Source organism: Streptomyces odontomachi (assembly GCF_024435355.1).
Taxonomy (GTDB): domain Bacteria; phylum Actinomycetota; class Actinomycetes; order Streptomycetales; family Streptomycetaceae; genus Streptomyces; species Streptomyces odontomachi.
On record NZ_JAMJWG010000010.1, the window covers coordinates 166,807 to 187,390 of the forward strand.

Below are 20,584 nucleotides of genomic sequence, written 5' to 3' on the forward strand. Positions count from 1 at the left end.
CCCCGCCGCGAGCGTGGAGTGGCCTGCCGCCGGTACGGACGCGTCCGTACCGGCCGGTGCGGAACACCGCGCCGCAGCCTTCCCCGACCAGCCGGAGCCGACGGGGGGCCTGCCCGCGCGGTCCTCCGCGACAGCCCGCCCCCCGCAGCCCGACCTGCCGCCCCAGCCACCGCCCGCAGCCGCGGCGGGACAGGCACCGCACCCCCAGCCCGCAGCCCAGACCCAACCGACGCACCAGCCCCAGCCGGCACAGCAGGCCCTGCCCGGGCAACGCGGCCCAGCCGAGACCGCTCCCTCCGGCCACCACCCGCAGCCCACCGGCCAATCCCCCCAAGCACCCCAGATGCCCCAACCGCAGCAAGCACCCCAGATGCCCCAGCAGCCCCACACAGCTCAGCAGGCCGAGCAGCCTCAGCCCTCCGGCCAGTCCCCCGAACCTCTCCAGCCGCCGCAGCCCCCGGCCTTCCAAGCACCCGTGGCGCCCGAGGCGTCCGCGATCTCCGCCCACGTCGGATCCCCCGAATCCCCCGAATCCCCCGAATCCGAGTCCAACTCCGACTACCGGCTCGCCGCGCCCCAGCCACCGGCCGGCCAGCCGATGCGTGACGACACCCCGCCCGGGCAGCCCTCGCACCAGCCGCACGGGACCACCGATCCGCGGACCGTCGAGCCGGGCGCGCTGCCGGCGCCCGCGGCCGAGGCGAAGCTGTGCGTCTTCTGCGGCACGGGCCGCGTCGAGCGGGACGACTACTGCGGGCACTGCGGCAAGGCGCAGCCGCGTGAGCGCGACCACATGGAGCAGGAGTTGGACGCGGTCGCCGCGGTCAGCGACCGCGGGCTGCGCCACCACCGCAACGAGGACGCTTTCGCCATCACCTCGACCGCGTTGCAGGACGGCGCACCGGCCGTGGTCGCCGTGGTCTGCGACGGCGTCTCGTCGGCGAGCCGCCCGGACGACGCCTCGATGGCCGCCTCCCGCGCCGCCACCGAGACGCTGCTGAACGCCCTGCCGCGCGGCACGCATCCCCAGCAGGCCCTGCACGAGGCGATCCTCGCCGCAGCGGAGGCTGTCAACGCACTGGCCCATGAACCGGCCACCGCACAAGAATCCGGCCAGCACGAGAACGCGCCCGCCTGCACCCTGGTCAGCGCCATCGTCGCGAAGGATTTGCTGATCGTCGGATGGGTCGGCGACAGCCGCGCCTACTGGGTGCCCGTCGACCGCGCCGCCCCGCCCGCCCGGCTCACCGAGGACGACTCGTGGGCGGCGCAGATGGTCGCTTCGGGCCTGATGAACGAGGCGGAGGCGTACGCAGACGAGCGCGCCCACGCCATCACCGGCTGGCTGGGCGCCGATGCCTACGAGCTCCTGCCGCACACCGCAGCGTTCAAGCCGGACCGACCGGGAGTGGTGGTGGTCTGCACCGACGGCCTGTGGAACTACGCGGAGAGCGCCGCCGACATGGCCGCGGTGCTGCCCGCCGACGCCGCGCAGCGACCGCTGAACAGCGCCCAGGTCCTGGTCGGTCACGCACTGGAAGGCGGTGGCCACGACAACGTAACAGTGGCCGTGCTGCCGTTCCCTGCTCCACCGGTGGGGGCAGGATCGGCCTGAGGCCCGGCGACCCCGGCCGGCGCCGTACCCGGCGGGGGTCATGGCCGAATCGGACGGTCAGGGCCAGCACATCGTTGACATCCAGCCGCCGTGGTAAGTCTGAGGGGGAGCGGAATCCATGGCCAAGTTGTCGAAGTCCCACGTACCGCAGTTCGCGGTCGACGTGTACCAGAACGAGTATCTGCCGCAGGGCGGCCGCGAGGTCAACGCGATCGTCACCGTGACGGCCACCGGCGGCGGCACCACCGGTGGCACCGCACACCTGCTGGGCGACGGGCGGGCCCCGGACGCGGGCGTGGTGATCATGGTGGACTGCTCCGGCTCGATGGACCATCCGGCGACGAAGCTGCGCGGCGCCCGGGAGGCCACCGCCGCAGCCGTCGACGCGCTGCGCGACGGCGTGCACTTCGCGGTGGTCGGCGGCACCCACCGGGCCTCGGAGGTCTATCCCGGCGGTGGCCGGCTCGCCGTCGCCGACACCCGGAGCCGCGAGGCGGCCAAGCAGGCGCTGCGCAAGCTCACGGCGGGCGGCGGCACGGCGATCGGCACCTGGCTGCGCCTGACCGACCAGTTGCTGTCCTCCGCCGACGTGGGCATCCGGCACGGCATCCTGCTCACCGACGGCCGTAACGAACACGAGATGCCGGAGCGCCTGAAGGCCACGCTGGACGCCTGCGCGGGCCGTTTCACCTGCGATGCGCGCGGGGTCGGCACCGACTGGGAGGTGAAGGAGGTCACCGGCATCGCCTCCGCGCTGCTGGGCAGCGCCGACATCGTCGCCGACCCGGCCGGGCTCACCGACGACTTCACGCGCATGATGGAGAAGACGATGGGCAAGGAGGTCGCGGACGTCACGCTGCGGCTGTGGACGCCGATGGGCGCGGAGATCACGTTTGTGAAACAGGTCGCCCCCACCGTCGAGGAGTTGACCGGCCGGCGCACCGAGGCCGGCCCGCGCGCCGGCGACTACCCCACCGGATCGTGGGGCGACGAGTCCCGCGACTACCACGTCTGCGTCCGGGTGCCGGCGGCCGGGATCGGCGAGGAGATGCTCGCCGCCCGGGTCTCGCTCGTGATCCCGCAGGACGACGGGGCGCACACGCTGGCGCAGGGCCTGGTACGCGCGGTGTGGACGGACGACATGGCCGCCTCCACCTCGATCAACCCGCAGGTCGCCCACTACACCGGCCAGGCCGAACTGGCCCAGGCGATCCAGGAGGGCCTGGACGCCCGCAAGGCCGGCGACCTGGACGGGGCAACGTCCAAGCTGGGCCGTGCGGTTCAGCTCGCCGGCGCGCTGGGGAACGAGGACACCGCGAAACTGCTTGCGAAGGTGGTGGACGTGGTCGATGTCGCTACGGGTACTGTGCGACTTAAGCCGAAGGTCGCGGACGCCGACGAGATGACCCTGGAGACACGGTCGACCAAGACGGTCCGCGTGAAGAAGTCGACGACCCGAGCGGAGCCGTAGCACCGACCAGTAGGACGACCTCACCAACCATCCGGACGACCGGGCCGCACGCCCGGACCGCCGCCCGCAGTGCCATGACGACCGGTCCGGGACCGGGCGGCGGCCAGCAGAGCAAGCGCCGGAGCACCCTTACAACAGGGAAACCCGAAAATCGGCAGAACCCCCAGGCACCGAAGTTGCGTCCTAGCTGTCGCGCCACCGACGTCGCGGCACCACGACCGGGCCTGGGAAGATGTCCGCAGATCACATCAGATGCGTCACGTCACAGTCATCCGGTCCGCACCGCGACACGTGCAGTGCACACTCGGACGGAGCATGCTCAAGGACGACGGGACACGTCCGAACCGCCCGGCCGACGTGCCGGAGAAGGAGAGGGGGAAGCGCCTCCATGCCGACCTGCCCGAACGGACACCAGTCGCGTTCCGACGACTGGTGCGAGGTCTGCGGTCACCGCATGGCCGCAGCCGTGCCCCCGCCTCCTCCGCCGCCTGCGGCCTACGGCTACCCGCAGGCCCCCGGCCCCGCACAGCCCGGCCCCGGCATGCCCGGTGCCCCCGGTATGCCGGGCGGCCCCGAGCCGGAGCTCTGCCCGCAGTGCCACACCCCGCGTGAGGGTGGCGCCCCGTTCTGCGAGGAGTGCCGCTGGAACTTCCTCACGAACACGGCGACCTCCTACACCCCGGCGGCCCCGCGCCCGACGGCGCCCGGCCCCGGCGGCAACCCGCCCATGCACTTCCAGCAGTCGGCGCCGGCCGGCAACGAGCCGTACGAGTACCAGAGTTCCGGCCCGTCGCAGATGAACCGCCCGGCGGAACCGATTCCGCCCGGCCCGCCGGACTTCGGCGGCCAGCCGGGTCCGGTACCTCCGCAGGGACCCGGCGGCCCGGGACCCCACGGCGGTCCCGGCTATCCCGGCGGCCCGGGGTCCCATGGCAGTCCCGGCTATCCCGGCGGCCCGGGGGGCCCGGGGCCCCAGGGCGATCCAGGCTTTCCCGGCGGCCCGCAAGGCCCGGGAACCCATGGCGGTCCCGGTGGTCCTGGTGGTCCCATGGGGCCGGGTGGCCCCGGTGGCCCCGGCACGGGCGGTGCCGGGATGCCGGGCGGGCCCGGCGGTCCGGGCGGACCACCTGGACCCGGCGGTCCGGGCGGTCCGGGCGGTCCCGGTGGCGTGCCCTCGGCGTTCCAGCAGCAGCCCGGCCAGCAGCCGGGACCGCTCCCTCCGCCGCCTCCCGGATTCTCCCAGGACAACGGCCACCAGCAGGGCCCGCCGCCTCCCGGTCCCGCGACCGGCGGCGGTGACGACTGGGTGATCTCGCCGCCGTCCGGCCCGATGGGACCGGGTGGACCTGGCGGCCCGGGTGGACCTGGCGGACCTGCTGGTCCGGGCGGACCGGGGGGACCGGCCGGTGGTCCGATGGGTGCCGCGGGTGGACCGATGGCCCCGCCGGCTCCTGGCCCCGGCCCCCAGGCGGGCGCACCGCCGGCGTACGGCTACCCGCAACCGACGCCACCGGGTCCGGGCGGGCCCGGCGGTCCGGGCGGACCTGTCCCGGGGATGCCGGGCGGACCCGGCGCACCGGGTGGGCCAGGTGCTCCCGGACCCGGCGGACCGGGTGCTCCCGGTGCCCCCGGCGGCTATGCGCAGCCCACGACCTGGACGGCGACCATCGGTCCCGACCGCGAGTACTTCATGTCGATGATGCAGCGCTCCGGACCCGAGGCCACCGGGCTGAACCTGCCGGCGTACTCGCCCGAGCAGCAACGACCGCTGAACGGCGAGCAGATCACCATCGGCCGGCGCCGGCACTCCACCGGCGACACCCCCGACATCGATCTCTCGGTGCCGCCGGAGGACCCGGGCGTCTCGCACCAGCACGCCATCCTGGTGCACCAGCAGGACGGTTCCTGGGCCGTCGTCGACCAGAACTCCACGAACGGCACGACGGTGAACGGCGCCGAAGAACCGATCCAGCCGTTCGTCCCGGTACCGCTCCAGGACGGCGACCGCGTCCACGTCGGCGCCTGGACGACGATCACCGTCCGGCGCGGCTAGGGGGTGTCTGACAGATGCCCGCGGCGTCGCGTCGTCTGGCACGCACGCTCGCCGCGTTGCCGAACACCCACGTGACTCCGCGACGAGGGCGCTCCGGCGCCTTGCGATCGCACGCACCAGACGCCGCTCCTTCTTCCACGCTCATTTGCCAGACACCCCCTAGACCGGCCGGCACGTACCCACCCGCCGCCGGGCGTCGGAACGTTCCGACGCCCGGCGGCGGTCCGTGTTCCCGCACGCCCTCTCCACCATGGCGACCCCGCTGCTGATCCGCCGTCGCCGTCGCCTCACAGCGGCCAGGCGTACGGCCCCGCGGGGTCGTCCAGCCATGCCCAGGACCGCTCCCCGTCCACCGTGATCCCGTACCGCTCCCGTTCCGGATGCCCCTCCCCGTCCCACAACGTCACGGCGTCCCGCGGCTCGAGCACACCGTCCGTGAGCACCAGCAGGAAACGGAAGCCGTCCTCGCGCAGCGCCCTGCGCGGGACCCCGCGGACCAGCTGGGGGCCGTCCTCGCGCCGCTCGCGGCGACCGGTGCCGCGCAACGGCACGAAGAACGCGGGCGTGGCCAGGAAGCGCCCCTCGGCACGGTCCACACCGCCCCCGACGTTTCCGCCCCGCCCGCCGTACCCGTCGCCCCCGTCACTCCCGGCGCTCCCGTCACGTACGTCCAGCGCGACGAGGCCGGTGGCGATCGGCATCACGATCCGTGCCCCGGGCCGGCACTGCGCGAGCCACGCCCGCGGCACGTCGTCCATCGTGCAGGTGGCGATGATCCGGTCGTACGGTGCGCGCTCCGGACAGCCGCGCGCCCCGTCGCCGGTGACGACGGCGGGGCGGTGGCCGGCCCTGGCGAGATGGGCGCGCGCCGCGTCGGTGATCTCCGGGTCCAGGTCGATCGTGGTGACCCGGTCGTCGCCCAGCCGGTGCGCCATCAGGGCCGCGTTGTATCCGGTGCCCGCACCGATCTCCAGGACCGTGTGGCCGTCCGCGACCTGGAGGGCGGTGAGCATCCGCGCCATCAGCGAGGGCTGGCTGCTGGACGACACCAACTCGCCGTCCCTTACCCGGGTGGCGAGCGCCGTGTCCGTGTACGCACCGCGCAGCCACTCCGCCCGCCGGGCCGGATCCGGGTGCTCGCCCCACCGCCGTTCGTATCCGCCCGGCGCGCCCACGTGGTAGGACGGCACGAACAAGTGGCGGGGCACGGCGGCGAAGGCGTCCCGCCAGGCGGGATCGTCGTCCCAGACCCCGCTGCCGCCGATCTCCCGCACCAACTCGGCCCGTGCCACGGCGGCCTCGCCGGCTACTTCGGGGGTGGCTGCATCGGTGGCGGCGGGGTCGGCGGCGGGGTCGGCGTCATCGGGCGCGTGGGAGGCCATGCGTCCACTGTGCTGCGGTCCGGGCGCGGATGCGAGACGCCCCGGCCACGGAGGCGGCGGCGGCCGGCACCACATCATCCGGAGCCGGCGTCTTCTCCCGTCGCGTCTGAGAGCATGGAGGGTGTGAACGAGATTCCGCGCGGCACGCTTCAGCAGCAGACCTTCTACGAGCAGGTCGGCGGCGAGGAGACCTTCCGACGCCTGGTGCACCGGTTCTACCAGGGCGTCGCCGAGGACCCGCTGCTGCGCCCGATGTATCCCGAGGAGGATCTGGGCCCGGCCGAGGAACGCCTGACGCTCTTCCTCATCCAGTACTGGGGTGGCCCCACGACCTACAGCGAACAGCGCGGCCACCCACGGCTGCGGATGCGGCACGCCCCGTTCGCCGTCGACCGGGCCGCCCACGACGCATGGCTGAAGCACATGCGGGTCGCGGTGGAGGAGCTGGGCCTGAGCGAGGAGCACGAGGCCACCCTCTGGAAGTACCTGACGTACGCGGCGGCCTCGATGGTGAACACGCCGGGCTGAACCCCCGAGAGGGCCCCGAGATGGCAGGCCGGTCGCCCTGCGGCGGCCGGCCGTCCGCTTGCCCTGTCCGAGCAGATGCCCTGTTTGCCCGACTTGTTCCACCCTGCCCGGATATCGCCTAGATACCGCCTAGGTGGGCGTCAGGCTCAGGGTGCTGCGCGCGCCCGGCCTGCGGACCGCGATCGAGCCGTGGGGCGTACGCAGCCGCAGCCATGCGCCGGATGCGAGCAGGGCCACGGCCACGGGTGCCGGCTGGCCCGGGGCGGCGGGAGCGGGGGTGGCGGACGCAGGGGACGAGTCGTCCGGGGAGCGCCCGGTGCCGGGCTCGCGCAGGAAGCCGAGAGCGTGCGCCGCGTGCGCCGCGCGGACGGGGAGGTCCGTGTCGCCGACGGGGCGGGACCAGATGTCGTGGCCGATCCGGTCCAGTTCGGTACGGGTGCGGCGGTCCGGCGGCAGTTCCGCGGTGCGGGTGCGGAACTCGGCGACCACGCCGGCCACGAGCCCGCGCAGGGCACCGGGCGCCGGCAGCCCCGGCTCCTGCTGCCAACCGCCGCGGGGCGGCAGGACGCCGGCCCAGGGCGGGCCGGTGACGGCCACGGGCACGATGGCCGTGGCCGCCCGCTCGTCGACGGCCTCCAGGAGGTCGCCCGCGGAGACGGTGACGTCGAGGGTCTCGTCGAGGCCGTCCTGGTAGGGCTTGGCGAGGCGGGCCGTGCGGATCGCCAGGACCTCGAAGGACGCCGGCCGCCCGAACACCCCGAGCGTGCTGCCGGCCGCCTGGAGGCGCACGGCTGCCGCGCGGTCGTAGTGGATCAGACGGGCCAGGTAGGCGGTGAGATCCGCCGCCTCCCCGGCGTCGCTGAACTGCACCGTCGGTCGTGGTGCGGTCATGTCACCAGCGCCCCGGACTGGGGGGACCGCCCGCGCTGCACGGTGGTGGTGGAGCCCTGGCGGGCGCCCGAGCCGGGACCGGACGGCCCGTCGTCGTCCCGGAAACGCTCCAGGAAGGCCCGCTCTTCGGCGGTGAGCCGCCGCGGCCGCTGGGCCGTGAGGTCATACGGAACGACGACGGTGCTGGCGCGTGCGTACAGCGTGCCGCTGCCCGACCGGGTGCCGGCATCGCCGTCCAGAGCGGCGCCGGGTGCCTCGCCGTCCTTGATCTCGTACGTGAGGGTGACCGTCGCCGCGGTGATCTGGGTCACCCAGGTCTCGATGACGACGGGTTCGTGGCGGTGGAAGAGCGGCTTGAGGTAGTCGATCTCGTGACGGGCCACGACGGAACCGCCGGAGAAGGACGGCGAACCGTCCGCCCGCGCCAGCCGGAACATGAAGTCGATCCGCGCCTCCTCCAGATAGCGGACGAAGACGACGTTGTTGACATGCCCGAAGGCGTCCATGTCCGACCAGCGCAACGGGCAGTGGTAGATGTGCCGAGCCACAGCTTCCGCCCGCCTCAGCCCCGGGTGAGCTTCTTGTACGTGGCGCGGTGCGGACGCGCTGCGTCAGGACCGAGCCGCTCGATCTTGTTCTTCTCGTAGGACTCGAAGTTCCCCTCGAACCAGAACCACCTGGAGTCACCCTCGTAGGCGAGGATGTGCGTGGCGACGCGGTCCAGGAACCAGCGGTCGTGGGAGACGACGACGGCGCAGCCGGGGAAGTCCAGCAGCGCGTTCTCCAGCGAGGAGAGCGTTTCGACGTCGAGGTCGTTGGTGGGCTCGTCGAGCAGCAGGAGGTTGCCGCCCTGCTTGAGGGTGAGCGCGAGGTTGAGGCGGTTGCGCTCACCGCCGGAGAGCACGCCGGCCGGCTTCTGCTGGTCGGGCCCCTTGAAGCCGAACGCGCTCACGTACGCGCGCGAGGGCATCTCGACCTGCCCGACGTTGATGTAGTCCAGCTCGTCGGAGACGACCGCCCACAGGGTCTTCTTGGGGTCGATGTTGGCGCGGGACTGGTCGACGTAGGAGATCTTGACGGTGTCGCCGACCTTGATGTTGCCGGAGTCCGCGGTCTCCAGGCCCTGGAGCATCTTGAACAGGGTGGTCTTGCCGGCGCCGTTCGGGCCGATGACGCCGACGATGCCGTTGCGCGGGAGGGTGAAGGACAGGTTCTCGATGAGGACCTTCTCGCCGAAGGCCTTGTTCAGCTTGTCGACCTCGACGACCACGCTGCCGAGACGCGGGCCCGGCGGGATCTGGATCTCCTCGAAGTCCAGCTTCCGCATCTTGTCGGCCTCGGCGGCCATCTCCTCGTAGCGGGCGAGGCGGGCCTTGGACTTGGCCTGGCGGCCCTTCGCGTTGGAGCGGACCCACTCCAGCTCGTCCTTCAGGCGCTTCTGGCGCTTGGCGTCCTTCGCGCCCTCGACCTTGAGACGGGCCGCCTTGGTCTCCAGGTACTTGGAGTAGTTGCCCTCGTAACCGTGCAGCCGGCCGCGGTCGACCTCGCAGATCCAGCCGGCGACGTTGTCCAGGAAGTACCGGTCGTGGGTGACCGCGACGACGGTGCCCTCGTACTTGGCGAGGTGCTGCTCCAGCCAGTTGACCGACTCGGCGTCGAGGTGGTTGGTGGGCTCGTCGAGCAGCAGCAGGTCGGGCTGTTGCAGCAGCAGCTTGCAGAGCGCGACGCGGCGGCGCTCGCCACCGGAGAGCTTCGTCACCTGCCAGTCGCCGGGCGGGCAGCCCAGGGCGTCCATGGCCTGCTCGAGCTGTGCGTCGAGGTCCCAGGCGTTGGCGTGGTCCAGGTCCTCCTGGAGCTTGCCCATCTCCTCGCCCAGCTCGTCGGTGTACTCGGTCGCCATCTGCTCGGCGATCGCGTTGTACCGGTCGAGCTTGCCCTTGATCTCGGCAACGCCCTCCTCGACGTTGCCCAGCACCGTCTTCTCCTCGTTGAGCGGGGGCTCCTGGAGGAGGATGCCGACCGTGTAGCCAGGCGAGAGGAAGGCGTCACCGTTGGACGGCTGCTCCAGGCCCGCCATGATCTTGAGGACGGTGGACTTGCCTGCGCCGTTCGGTCCGACGACACCGATCTTCGCGCCCGGCAGGAAGCTCAGGGTGACATCGTCGAGAATCACCTTGTCGCCGTGCGCCTTGCGCGCCTTGCGCATGGTGTAAATGAACTCAGCCAAAAGAAACCGTCCGGCAGCTTGGAACCTGCAGTATCAGTGTCGAATCTCGGTCGAGCCGCAGTATCGGCGCCCGCATCGACCTCGCGTCGACTCCGCCGCTTGAGGGCAGACACACCCATCTTGCCGTACGGCAGGCCCCCTGCGGAAACCGGTTAGCCCGCACGCCCCCGGCGCCGAGCGCCGCGACGACCCGCGATGCGGGTCGGACCGGGTACCGGCAACCCCACCGTAGGCCATACAGCACGACGATCCCACAGCGTGACGACGTCGTGACGGATCATGACCGTCCGATGGCGCACAACGGCCCCGGCACGTCCTCAGGCGGGCCGGGGCCGTCTGCTCACGGGGTGCCACGGGGCACCCGGTATCCGTCGCACTCAGCTGTGCGGGGCGGGTCCGCGGCACCGGAGCGCGCTGCCCGGTGCCGCGGACGCCTGCGCTCAGTGCTGCGCCGAGCTCTTCTTCCTGCGGACCAGGAAGACCGCCGCGCCGCCGACCACGACCAGGGCGACCGCAACGCCCGCGATCATCGGAGTGGCGCTGGAGCTACCGGTCTCGGCAAGGTCGCGCCCGGAGGTGCCGCCCGCCGACGCCGGGCTGGGCTGCGAGGACGGCTGGGTGCTCTGCGTCTTGCAGTCCAGGACGCCCTTGAAGTGCTTCTCCATGCCGTTCGGGCCCTTGATCGTGAAGTCGTAGGCCTGGTCTTCCTTCAGGGGCACCGTGACCGTCTCGGACTTGCCGGCGGCGATGGTGTGCTTCACGCCGAGCAGCGTGAAGGTGTACGGCTGGTCACCCTTGTTGGTCGCCGTGATGTCCACGCCGTTCTTCGCGCAGTTCTTCTCCGCGGACAGGGCCGGGATCGGGCCCTGCTTGGCCCAGGTGGCCGTGGCGATCGCGGAGACCGTCGACTCGCTGGAGCCGGCGAGGATCTGCGTCTGGCTGCGCGTCTCGGAGGCGAAGGCGCGGCCGACCGGGACAGTGGTGGACGCCTGGATCGTCAGCGCGGCGGTGCCGTCCTCGGCGCCCTGCGGGACGTCGAAGAAGAGCTCGCTGCCGTTCTTGGCGGTGGTGATCGGCTTACCGGCCTTGTCGACGATCTTCACACCGCTCGCCGCGGCGTCCGCGGGCGGGGTGACGGTGACCTGGCCGGCGTTGGTGTGGACGGTGACCGGGCCGAGCTTCTCCCCGGCGTGACCGGAGATCGCCGGCGGCTCCAGGCTCAGCGACGACTTGGGCTCGGCGACGTTCTGCGCGCTCTTCTGGAGGTAGTCGGCGAGCTTCTCGGCTGCCGGGCTGGACGCGTCCACGTCGGCGTGGTCCGAGTAGCGCCAGATGGCCACCTGGGTGCCGGCTGCCGCGTCCTTCTCGGTCAGGCTGCCAGCACCGGCCTGCTCGGCCAGCGCCGAGAGGTCGTTCACCTGCGGGTAGGAGTGCTGAAGGATCCAGCTGATCTTGCCAGCGTCGGGGTTGGCGCCCAGCGAAGTACCACTCCAGGGGGTCTCCTGGTACTTCGCCTCCTTCTGCGTGGGGTTGTGGATGTCGATGCAGTACGTCTGCAACGTGCCGCCGTTGTCCACCGTCATCTCGAAGAGACCGGCGGACACCTTCTCGTCCCGGCCGTGGTCGTGGATGACCGCCTGACCGAAGGTCTTCAGGCCGCCGATGGTGGCAGTGGCCCCACCGTGCTGCTGCGGCGCGTCATCCGCCGTCGCGGAACCAGCGGCCGCCACGGTGCCCGCAGCCACGAGGCCGGACACCAGAGTCGCTGCGGCGAGACGGGCTACGCCTCGCCGGTACACAGAGAGTGCAGAAAACAACAGAATTCCCCTCCGGGCGGGATCCGTTGACATGGGGGGTTAGTCGGCCCGCCAGCAGAATCAGATTCCCCGTGAGCTATGCCGGGCATCCTAGGAAGAGGGGCACATCAGGATCCCCACTCATACCATCGGATAACCGATCCGAATCGGAATCGTTATGCATGGCGGCCGCGAACACCCCGGCTGAACTGGCCTTATCGACAAATCAATGATTGTCCGGGCTGGCAATCAGCCACGATTTGCGACGCTCTGACGCCATGTCGCGCGATTCGTATCGTGCACCGCGTATCGCGCACCATGCACCGCATAACGCGCACTGCTTCACGTGGTGGCGGCATGGGCGGTGGCGGGTTCGGGAGTGGGTGCGGGCCATCCCTCGTCGGCGGTGGGATCCTCTTGTGCGGGGCGCTCCCACTGCACGGAGGGCTGCTCGTCCCCCATGCCGCCGGGCTTCGGCTCTCCGGACTGCACGGGGCGCGCTTCCGTCGGGACTCCGACCGTCCGCTGGGTCCTGCGGAACGCCGTCGTACCGCGCGAGAGGTCGTGGCCGACGGCGATGGCGTCGATGTCGGCCGACATCCACTGCTGGCCGCTGCCGCGGTCGTCCTGACGCACCTTGAGCTTGCCCTGGACGATGACCGGCTCGCCCACGGAGAGCGACGCCGCCACGTTCGTCCCCAGGCTGCGCCAGGCCCAGACCGTGAAGAAACTGGTGTGCCCGTCGACCCACTGCCCCGTCTCGCGGTCCCGGCGGCGAGCGGTCGCCGCCAGGCGGAAGCGCGCCACCGTACCGCTCGGCAACTCCCGGAACACCGGAGCCGTTGCCACATTGCCCACCACGGTCACCATCGTCTCGCTCACAGCGATCCCCCTTGCTCTTCCGACCTGCGGGTGCGGTCCCGGGCCGTCGGCCGGCCCGATCACGACCGCCGATCCAGAGTGCCTCCGGCGCGCAGTCCCCGCTGGAGCCTGTGGACGTCCACGGCATTGTGGATAACTCCGCCACCCGCAGGGGTGAACCACACCCGCGAGAGGCGAGCCGGGGACCTCGTGTGCCCACTGCCCGAAACACGGCCCTCACTTTTCGATATACCGAACATGGTTCGTGATATCGCAAGTTGGTGCTAGCTTGAGTGGGTCGTGTATCGCTCCTTCGGTCCTCGAGGAGGATGTCCGGTGGAAACATGCAGGATCACCCGACGCGCGGTGTTGACCGCGACGGCGGGGATGGCGGCCCTCGGTTCGGGTCTGTTGACCGGAACCGCCGAGGCGGCAACGGGATCGACGGCGAAGCCGGCCGCCGACCCGCCGACCGGGACGGTGCGAGTCTTCTGGCTCAGGCCCTCGGATGTGGCGTACGACCAGCGATACCCCGATGGCATCGCCGGTGTGATGCAAGAGGCACAGCGCTTCTACAAGCAGGAACTCGGCGTCACCTTCAAGCTCAACAACCCGGCGGTGGAAGTGGTCACGGGCGACCACCCGCGGTCCTGGTACGAGGACACCCCCAACGGCGACGACGCTTACTGGTGGGTTGTCTTCAACATGCAGCAGGAACTGCTGGCCAAGCTCGGACTGCGGGCCCCGGACTCGCGCTGGCTGTGCGTCGGCGAGATCAGCGCCGAGAAGCAGGGCGTGTCCGGTGGTGGCGGCGGTGGCGGCTGGGTGATCCTCAGCGGCCATGACGCCGACGGCGGCGCCGGGACCAACGGCGACATGAACCGGTGGTACGGCGGCATGGTGCACGAGCTCGGCCACGCCTTCGGCCTGCCCGACTCCACGTACACCGACGGCACGCCGATGTCCGCGTCGTTCTACAGCTACCCGAACTGCCATTTCAGCCAGGACCAGAAGAACGGGATCCTGAACGGCCCGTACCGCACCTTCCTGTCCTGAGCCCCCCGGCAAGGTCACTTTTTTGGTAGGGCTTGGCCGGTTTGGCGCTCCGCCAACCGCCAAGGCAGCCAAGCCCTGTGAGACCGTCCCCGCTAACGCCCCAGCGCCGCGCCGCCGTTGACGTGCAGCAGCTGGCCCGTCATGTAGGCCGCTTCCGGTGAGGCCAGGTAGCGGATGGCGGCGGCGATCTCCGCAGGGTGACCGGGCTGCTTCGTGAGGGACTGCGCGACGCGGGAGGCGACGAACTCCGGGGTCGCACGGTCGCCGAAGAACTCCGTGTCACCGACGAAGCCGGGAGCCACCGCGTTGACGGTGATGCCGTCCGCGCCGACGCGCTGGGCGAGGTCGTACGTGTACGTGTTGACCCAGCCCTTGGAGCCGCCGTACGAGCCGGGGCCGCGCAGCGAGGCGATGGAGGAGAGCTGGACGATGCGACCGCCGGGACGGCGAACGTGAGCCAGGAGTGCCTCGCTCAGCAGGACCGCCGTGAGGACGTTCGCGTCGAAGTTGCGGCGGTAGCTCTCGGCGATGGACTCCAGCGTTCCGTCGTGGGAAGGGGCCACGTTGCCGCCTGCGTTGGCGACGAGCACGTCCACCGGGGTCTCGTCCGCGGTGATGAACTCCCGCGCCGCCGCCACCTGTCCCGGATCCGACAGATCCGCGGCGTACCAGGTCGCCGTGGCCTCACCGTGCTGCTCGTTCAGCTCGTCGGCCGCCTTGCGGAGCACGTCCGCGCGGCGTCCGAGCAGCACCACGCGGTCTCCGTCCGCGGCGAAGGCCTCCGCCGTCGCCAGGCCGATTCCGGTACCGCCGCCGGACACCACCACGCGTCGCTGGGTCATGACCCACCCACCCCATTCTCACATGTGAATTCTGGTCACGTGTACGTACGATGGGGCACGCTACGGAGCGGGGTGACACGGCGTCAAGGGCAACTTTCGGGCGCTGTCGTGGTGCGCGGTGGTGCGCGGTGGTGCACGGTGGCGCGCAGCCGGACGTCGTAGTACGCCGTGATACGCCGCGAGGGCGGCCGATCGCCGGCCGCCCTCGAAGGTCCCTACGAACGTGCTTTACGGCTCGGTGCCGTAGACCACGGCACCGCCGATGTACGTGCCGATCTCTGGTGCGTCTTGGTAGGTGGTGTTGCTGCCGTGGCTGTAGTCGTCCGACTCGTCGAAGCTGGACCAGTCGCCCTTGCTGACGCGCAGCTGGATGTCGCCGGTGGACGAGCCGGGGGCGAGGCTGCCGGAGGAGAAGGAGACCTCCAGGTAGTGGTCGGCGCCCAAGACGGCGCCGGCCATCGTCTGCACGGAGGGCTTGACGGAGGCGCAGCCCACCGCGGCGTAGTCGCACCAGGCTCCGAACGAGCCGGCCGCGGAGTCGGCGGTGAACCAGTAGCGGACGGTGACGTCGGTGAGGTCGACCGTGCTGCTGCCGGTGTTGACCAGCTGGAGCGTGGGCCTGATCGCGCTGTCGTCCACCGCGGAGTCGGCGTTCTTGTACTGCACCTTCAGGGCGCCTGAACCCGGGTCACCGGGATCCCCCGGGTCACCCGGGTCGGTGGTGCCGCCCAGCTCCGTGTAGAGGGTGTCGTACGCCTCCTTGGTCTGGAGGTTCTCGTCCCACGGGCAGGCCGAGCCCTCGCCGTTGAAGGTGCCGGGCACCCAGGAGTACTTGTCCGTGTAGTCCCAGATGGTGATGCCGACGCAGCGCGAGATGCCGAGGCAGGCGTCCACGGCCTGCTTGTAGTAGCTGTTCTGGCTGGCCACCTTGGTGGCGTCGGCGGGCAGCTGCATCCGCACGTCGAGCTCGGTGATGGACACGTCGAGACCGAGGTCGGCGAAGCGCTGCATGTTGGCCTGCATGTTGTACGGGAAGCCGTACTGCACGGCCAGGTGCCCCTGGAAGCCGACCCCGTCGATCGGCACGCCGTCCGCGACCAGCTCGCTCACCAGGGCGTACATGGCGTCCGCCTTCGAGCCCTGGCCCTCGATGTTGTAGTCGTTGATGTACAGCTTGGCGTCCGGGTCCGCGGCGTGCGCGGTGCGGAACGCGTCGGCGATGTAGTCCTTGCCCATCGCGTTGTAGAACGCGTCGGTGCGGTAGGTGCCGTCGTCGTTGAAGGGCTCGTTGACCACGTCCCAGGCGAAGACCTGGCCCTTGTAGTGGGTGGCCTCGTTGGTGATGTGGTTCTCCATGGCCGCCTGGACCTGGCTGGACGGCAGCGACGAGACCCAGCTGGGCAGCTGGTTGTGCCAGACGAGGTTGTGCCCGCGCACCGCCTGGCCGTGCTCCTTGGCGAAGCTGACGACCGCGTCACCCTTGGTGTAGTTGAACTGGCCCTGGCTGGGCTCGATGGTGTCCCACTTCATGGAGTTGCCAGGGGTGATCTGGCCGAACTCGCTGCCCAGGATGCTGGTGTACGCGGCGTCCGAAAGCTCGGGGTTGTCCGTGGCGGACCCGAAGTACCGGCCCTTGGCCTGGGCGAGGTCGTCGAGGGTGCTCGCCTCGGCGGCGGAGACGGCGGTCCGTGCGGTGGCCGAGCCGGTCGCCACGGGGGCCGCTCCCGCGGTGGGCGCGAGGCCCACGGTGAGCGCGCCGAGCGCGACGGCCACCACCGCCGGGAGCACGCCCTTCAGCGCGCGCCCTCGGGCCTGCGGCCGTCCGGCCGGCTCGACCTCCGGTCTACTCGGTCCGATCCTTCTGATCCACGTCATGTCGGTCCCTTTGCATCGGCTGGCCACGGACTCCCGTCCGCGTCATGGGAGCGCTCCCAATCTCGCTGTGTTAAATGCACCTGTCAAGGAGTCGGACATGCACCGCCTGCTGCCGGCTCGCTACGGCCGGCCTGGACGGGAGAGGCCCCGGGCAGCCCGCCCCGGCTCAGTCGTCGACGGCGAATCCCAGCGTCGACGGGCGGGCCTCGCGCCGCCGTGGCGAGAGTTCGAGCACCGCCCAGATGGTCTTGCCTCCCGGGTGGTAGCGGGTGCCCCACTGGTCGGCGATGTGCGCGATGATGAACAGCCCGCGGCCGGTCTCGTCCACCGTACGGGCGTGTTTGACGCGCGGCGCGCTGGCGCCGGTGTCCCGGACCTCGCAGGTCAGGGACTGATCCAGGATCAGGCGCAGGCGCAGCGGTGGCTCGCCGTAGCGCACCGCGTTGCCGACGAGTTCGCTGACCACCAGCTCGGCCGTGAACGCGGTCTCCTCGTCAAGGCCCCACTCGGCCAGCTGGCGACGCGCCCCCTGCCGGGCCGCGGGCCCCGCCTCCGGACCCGCCGGCAGGTCCAGGTCCAGTACCTGCCCGGCGGGGAAGTCCGAGGTGCGTGCCAGCAGCATCAGGGCGTTGCCGCGACGGCTGTCGTCGGTGACCGCGTACGTCACGGTGTCGCACAGCTCCCGCAGCGGACGCAGGCCGTACCGTTCGAGGGTCCTGCGCAGTGCTCCGGTCTCCACGAGGAGGTCGGCGGCCAGGGCGGCGGTGCAGAACGCGAGGGTGCTGTCCGCGGGCACCGCGACGGTCGTCGCGGGGTACGGGGCGTCGTCACCGCCCCCCGCCAGCAAGGGCCCGGCCGGCGCGGAGAGGGTCCGCACGGAACCGTCGGGGAGGACGGCGACCGGCTCCGGGGAGCCGGCCCTGGCGATGGTGCACGTCAGCTCCACCGGGTCGTAGACCGCGACGATGCAGCCCGCGGTGACCGGCTCCCGGCGGAGCGGATCGGCCATGGGCAGCTCCGCCCGTTCGGCGGCCAGCCGGGTGGCGGTGTCGCTCAGCCGGGCCAGCAGCTCGTCCGGCTCCACGTCCAGGGCGGCAAGGGAGTGGATCACCGTACGGAGCTGCCCCATCGTGGTCGCCGCCTCGATGCCCTGGCCGCCGACGTCCCCGACGACCAGCGCCGTCCTGGCGCCCGGCAGGGCGATCACGTCGAACCAGGCGCCCGCGCCCTCGGTGCCCGGCAGATGGATGTGCACGGTCTCCAGCGCCGTCGTCCGGGACGGGGGCCGCTGCGGGAGCATCCGGCGCTGGACGGTGGCCGCGATGGTGCGCTCCCGGGTGTAGCGCCGGGCGTTGTCGACGCACAGCGCGGCGTGGGCGCAGATGTCCAGCGCGAGCCGGAGGTCGTGCTCGTCGAAGGCGTCGGCCGAGCCGTGCCGGTAGAAGCTGACCACGCCGAGCGCCTCGCCGCGCACGGCCAGCGGCGCCACGATCAGCGAATGGGCTTCGGAGGCGCGGATGGCCGAGGCCCGTGCGGGGTCGGCGTCCAGCCACGGGCTGTGCTCCTCGATGGGCACGAGCCGTGGCCGGAGGTCGAACAGCACCTGCGAGAAGGGGGTGCCGGCCGGGAGCTGGCGCACGTCGCCGACGGGGTGGGCGGACGTCACCCCGCGAAAGGCCGCGCGCCGCAGGGGGACGTCCGGCGCGAGGGGCACCAACGGTGGCGCCTCGCCCCGCACCACGTCGTCCACCACCTCGACCACCACGATGCTCGCGAAGGCGGGCACCACGGCATCCACCAGTTCCTGGCAGACCGCGACGACGTCCAGCCGCTGCCCGACCCGCTCGCGCACCGTGTCCAGCACGGCGAGACGGCCGCGGGTGGCCTCCCGCTCGGTGACGTCGACCGCCGACGCCACCAGGCCCAGCACCTCGCCCCGCGGGCCCTCCAGACGGAACAGGGAGGCGGAGTACACCGCCCGGCGGCGCCGGCCGTGGCGCACCTTCAGGGAGGCTCGCACCAGGTGGTCCATGGCCGGCTCCCCGGTCTGAAGGACACGGCGTGCGACGGCCTCCTGCACCTCGGGTTCGTCCAGCCGGTACGCGTCGGTGAACTTCCTACCGATCACGTCTGCGGCCGGCACGTCGCGCAGCGCCCGGGTCGCGATGTTCATCCGGACCACCCGCAGGTCCGGGTCGAGGATGTGCAGGCCGACCGGGGCCTGCCGGAACAGCGCCCCCAGGACGGCCGCGTCCCGGCTGCCCACCACCGTGGCCCGGGCCTGCACCTCCCACGTCACGGCCGCACCCGCGACGACCGGCCGGATCGCCACCTGGGCCGATGCGAGGGACTCCGCCTGCTCCCGCCCGGCGTCGGTGTCCGGGTCCGGGATCAGGGTGGCGACGGGCCGGCCGACCGCCTCGTCGGCCGACCACCCGAAGAGTTCCTGTGCGGCGGGCTCCCACCGCGTCACCCGGCCGCTGTCGTCGAGGAGCATGAGCGCCTCCGGGTCCGTCATGGCCTCACACCGCGGCCATCGCCTGGACGCGGTCCGGCGCCAGCGGGCGCAGCACGTCCCCACCGCGCGGCAGGGCACTGCCGATTCGTCGCATGGGGGCCTCCGGGGCACAGAACGCCGTGCGGACCTGACCCAGGGTATTCTGACTTACCCCTTATGTCCTGTTACATTCCGCTCGATGACGCCTCTTGGGTGGCGAGGACCGTGTCGATGGCGGCGACGAGTTGCCGGATCTCGTCGTCGGTGGTGATGAACGGCGGGCTGATCTGGACGGTGTTCCCGCGCAGCGGGCGGCTGACGAAGCCGTGCTCGACGAGTTCGTCGGTGACCCTTTCGGCGCTGACGCCGTCGGTGAGCGCGACGCCGCCGAGGAGACCGGCCACCCGGGTCTCGACGACCGAGGCACGGGCCGTGAGGCCCTGGAGCTCGCCGGCCAGGAGCCGTTCCAGTTCGGCCACCCGGGGCAGCAGCTTGTCCTCGTCGAGGATGTCGAGGTTGCGCAGGGCGACGGCCGCCGCGGTGGCGTGGCCTGCGTAGGTGGCGCCGTGCCGGAAGGTCGGCGTGTCGGGGGCGTCCCGGTAGAAGGACTGCCAGATGTGCGGCGCGACCAGGACACCGCCGAGCGGGACGTACCCCGACGTGATGCCCTTGGCGAAGGTGATCAGGTCGGGCTGGAGTCCGTAGCGCTCGGTGGCGAACATGTGCCCGGTGCGACCGAAGCCGGTGATGACCTCGTCGACGATGAAGAGGATGTCGTTCTCGCGGCAGATCCGCTGGAGGCCCTCCAGGTAGCCGGGGGCGGGCGGGATGACACCGCCGGTGCCCTGGATCGGCTCGGCCACCAGGGCCGCGATGTTCCCGGCGCCGATCTCGTGCACGGTGCGCTCGACCGCGTCGATGTCGTACGTGGAGACCCGGGCGGTCTCCGGGACCAGGGACTCGGTGCCGTAGCCGTCCCGGTTGAAGTCGAGCCCGGTGATGCTGGTGCCGTAGGCGTGCAGGCCGTGGTAGGCGAACTCGCGGCTGAGGATGACCGTCTTGCCGGTGCGGCCGGCGCGTTGCTGCCAGTGCCGGCGGGCGAGCTTGCAGGCGACGTCGATGGCGTCGCTGCCGCCGCTGTTCAGGATGACCTTGGGGTCGGAGACGGGGGAGAGCGCGGCCAGCCGCTCGGCGAGCTCGACGGCCTGGTCGTTCAGGTAGCGGCCGAAGATGTGGTACGTCTCCAGGCGCCGCATCTGCTCGTAGGCGGCCTCGGCGAGTTCGGGCCGGCAGTGCCCGACGTTGGCGTGCCACAGCCCTGCGGTGCCGTCGAAGAGACGGCGGCCGTCGCTGGTGAAGACGTAGCTCCCTTCGGCGCGTTCGACGGTCAGCTGTCGCCCCAGGACGGAGGGGAGATGGGCCTGGGCGCTCCACAGGGCGGGCCCGGACAGGACGGGGGCGTTCTCCTGGGTCATGTTGTCGATCTCCGT

The 20,584-nt window shown here is 71.6% G+C and carries 15 protein-coding genes; 5 read left to right on the forward strand and 10 right to left on the reverse strand.

Annotated elements, in window-relative coordinates:
- Window positions 1-343 precede the first annotated feature (343 nt).
- The 3 genes from NQO67_RS21695 to NQO67_RS21705 all read left to right on the forward strand — a co-directional run bounded on the left by NQO67_RS21695 (window position 344) and on the right by NQO67_RS21705 (window position 5,139).
- A complete protein-coding gene (locus NQO67_RS21695; protein WP_374119052.1) occupies window positions 344-1,615 on the forward strand; it encodes a PP2C family protein-serine/threonine phosphatase in 1,272 nt (423 codons plus the stop codon).
- Window positions 1,616-1,733: 118 nt separating this feature from the next.
- Window positions 1,734-3,086 (forward strand): VWA domain-containing protein, encoded by a 1,353-nt coding sequence (locus NQO67_RS21700; protein WP_255951764.1) that lies wholly within the window; start codon window positions 1,734-1,736, stop codon window positions 3,084-3,086.
- A 388-nt stretch (window positions 3,087-3,474) separates the two neighbouring features.
- The gene (locus tag NQO67_RS21705) at window positions 3,475-5,139 is read left to right on the forward strand and encodes an FHA domain-containing protein (RefSeq protein ID WP_255951765.1); all 1,665 of its coding nucleotides are present in this window, start codon (window positions 3,475-3,477) and stop codon (window positions 5,137-5,139) included.
- Window positions 5,140-5,426: 287 nt separating this feature from the next.
- Here the strand turns inward: NQO67_RS21705 and NQO67_RS21710 are convergent, their stop codons facing one another.
- Window positions 5,427-6,521: a methyltransferase domain-containing protein gene (locus NQO67_RS21710; RefSeq protein ID WP_255951766.1), complete on the reverse strand. Its 1,095-nt coding sequence runs from the start codon at window positions 6,519-6,521 to the stop codon at window positions 5,427-5,429.
- Window positions 6,522-6,635: 114 nt separating this feature from the next.
- On the opposite strand from NQO67_RS21710, the gene NQO67_RS21715 reads away from it, so the two are divergent.
- Window positions 6,636-7,049 carry a globin gene (locus NQO67_RS21715; protein WP_255951767.1) on the forward strand — a complete coding sequence of 138 codons (414 nt, stop codon included), beginning with the start codon at window positions 6,636-6,638 and terminating at the stop codon, window positions 7,047-7,049.
- Window positions 7,050-7,178: 129 nt separating this feature from the next.
- On the opposite strand, the gene NQO67_RS21720 is transcribed toward NQO67_RS21715, so the two are convergent.
- The 5 genes from NQO67_RS21720 to ssb form a co-directional block, all read right to left on the reverse strand.
- The gene (locus NQO67_RS21720; RefSeq protein WP_255951768.1) at window positions 7,179-7,940 is read right to left on the reverse strand and encodes a DUF8010 domain-containing protein; all 762 of its coding nucleotides are present in this window, start codon (window positions 7,938-7,940) and stop codon (window positions 7,179-7,181) included.
- A complete protein-coding gene (locus NQO67_RS21725; RefSeq protein ID WP_255951769.1) occupies window positions 7,937-8,488 on the reverse strand; it encodes an acyl-CoA thioesterase in 552 nt (183 codons plus the stop codon). Before NQO67_RS21725 ends, NQO67_RS21720 begins: the two co-directional genes overlap by 4 nt.
- A gap of 14 nt (window positions 8,489-8,502) precedes the next feature.
- A complete protein-coding gene (gene ettA, locus NQO67_RS21730) occupies window positions 8,503-10,167 on the reverse strand; it encodes an energy-dependent translational throttle protein EttA (protein ID WP_255951770.1) in 1,665 nt (554 codons plus the stop codon).
- 440 nt (window positions 10,168-10,607) lie between these two features.
- Window positions 10,608-12,017, reverse strand: a complete 1,410-nt coding sequence (locus NQO67_RS21735; RefSeq protein ID WP_255951771.1) for an LAETG motif-containing sortase-dependent surface protein — start codon at window positions 12,015-12,017, stop codon at window positions 10,608-10,610.
- Between the two features lie 288 nt (window positions 12,018-12,305).
- The gene (gene ssb / locus NQO67_RS21740) at window positions 12,306-12,845 is read right to left on the reverse strand and encodes a single-stranded DNA-binding protein (RefSeq protein WP_255951772.1); all 540 of its coding nucleotides are present in this window, start codon (window positions 12,843-12,845) and stop codon (window positions 12,306-12,308) included.
- Between the two features lie 315 nt (window positions 12,846-13,160).
- Between ssb and NQO67_RS21745 the strand changes: the two genes are divergently transcribed.
- Window positions 13,161-13,880, forward strand: coding sequence for a hypothetical protein (locus tag NQO67_RS21745; protein ID WP_255951773.1), 720 nt, complete (start codon window positions 13,161-13,163; stop codon window positions 13,878-13,880).
- 92 nt (window positions 13,881-13,972) lie between these two features.
- Here the strand turns inward: NQO67_RS21745 and NQO67_RS21750 are convergent, their stop codons facing one another.
- From NQO67_RS21750 to NQO67_RS21765, 4 genes are all read right to left on the reverse strand, one after another.
- Entirely contained in the window at window positions 13,973-14,722 is a 750-nt protein-coding gene (locus NQO67_RS21750; protein WP_255951774.1) for an SDR family NAD(P)-dependent oxidoreductase, read from the reverse strand.
- A 228-nt stretch (window positions 14,723-14,950) separates the two neighbouring features.
- Window positions 14,951-16,597: an endo-1,4-beta-xylanase gene (locus NQO67_RS21755; protein ID WP_255951775.1), complete on the reverse strand. Its 1,647-nt coding sequence runs from the start codon at window positions 16,595-16,597 to the stop codon at window positions 14,951-14,953.
- A 166-nt stretch (window positions 16,598-16,763) separates the two neighbouring features.
- On the reverse strand, window positions 16,764-19,115 hold the full coding sequence (locus NQO67_RS21760; protein ID WP_255951776.1) for a SpoIIE family protein phosphatase: 2,352 nt from the start codon (window positions 19,113-19,115) through the stop codon (window positions 16,764-16,766).
- A gap of 164 nt (window positions 19,116-19,279) precedes the next feature.
- Window positions 19,280-20,569: an aminotransferase family protein gene (locus NQO67_RS21765; protein WP_255951777.1), complete on the reverse strand. Its 1,290-nt coding sequence runs from the start codon at window positions 20,567-20,569 to the stop codon at window positions 19,280-19,282.
- Window positions 20,570-20,584: the final 15 nt, after the last annotated feature.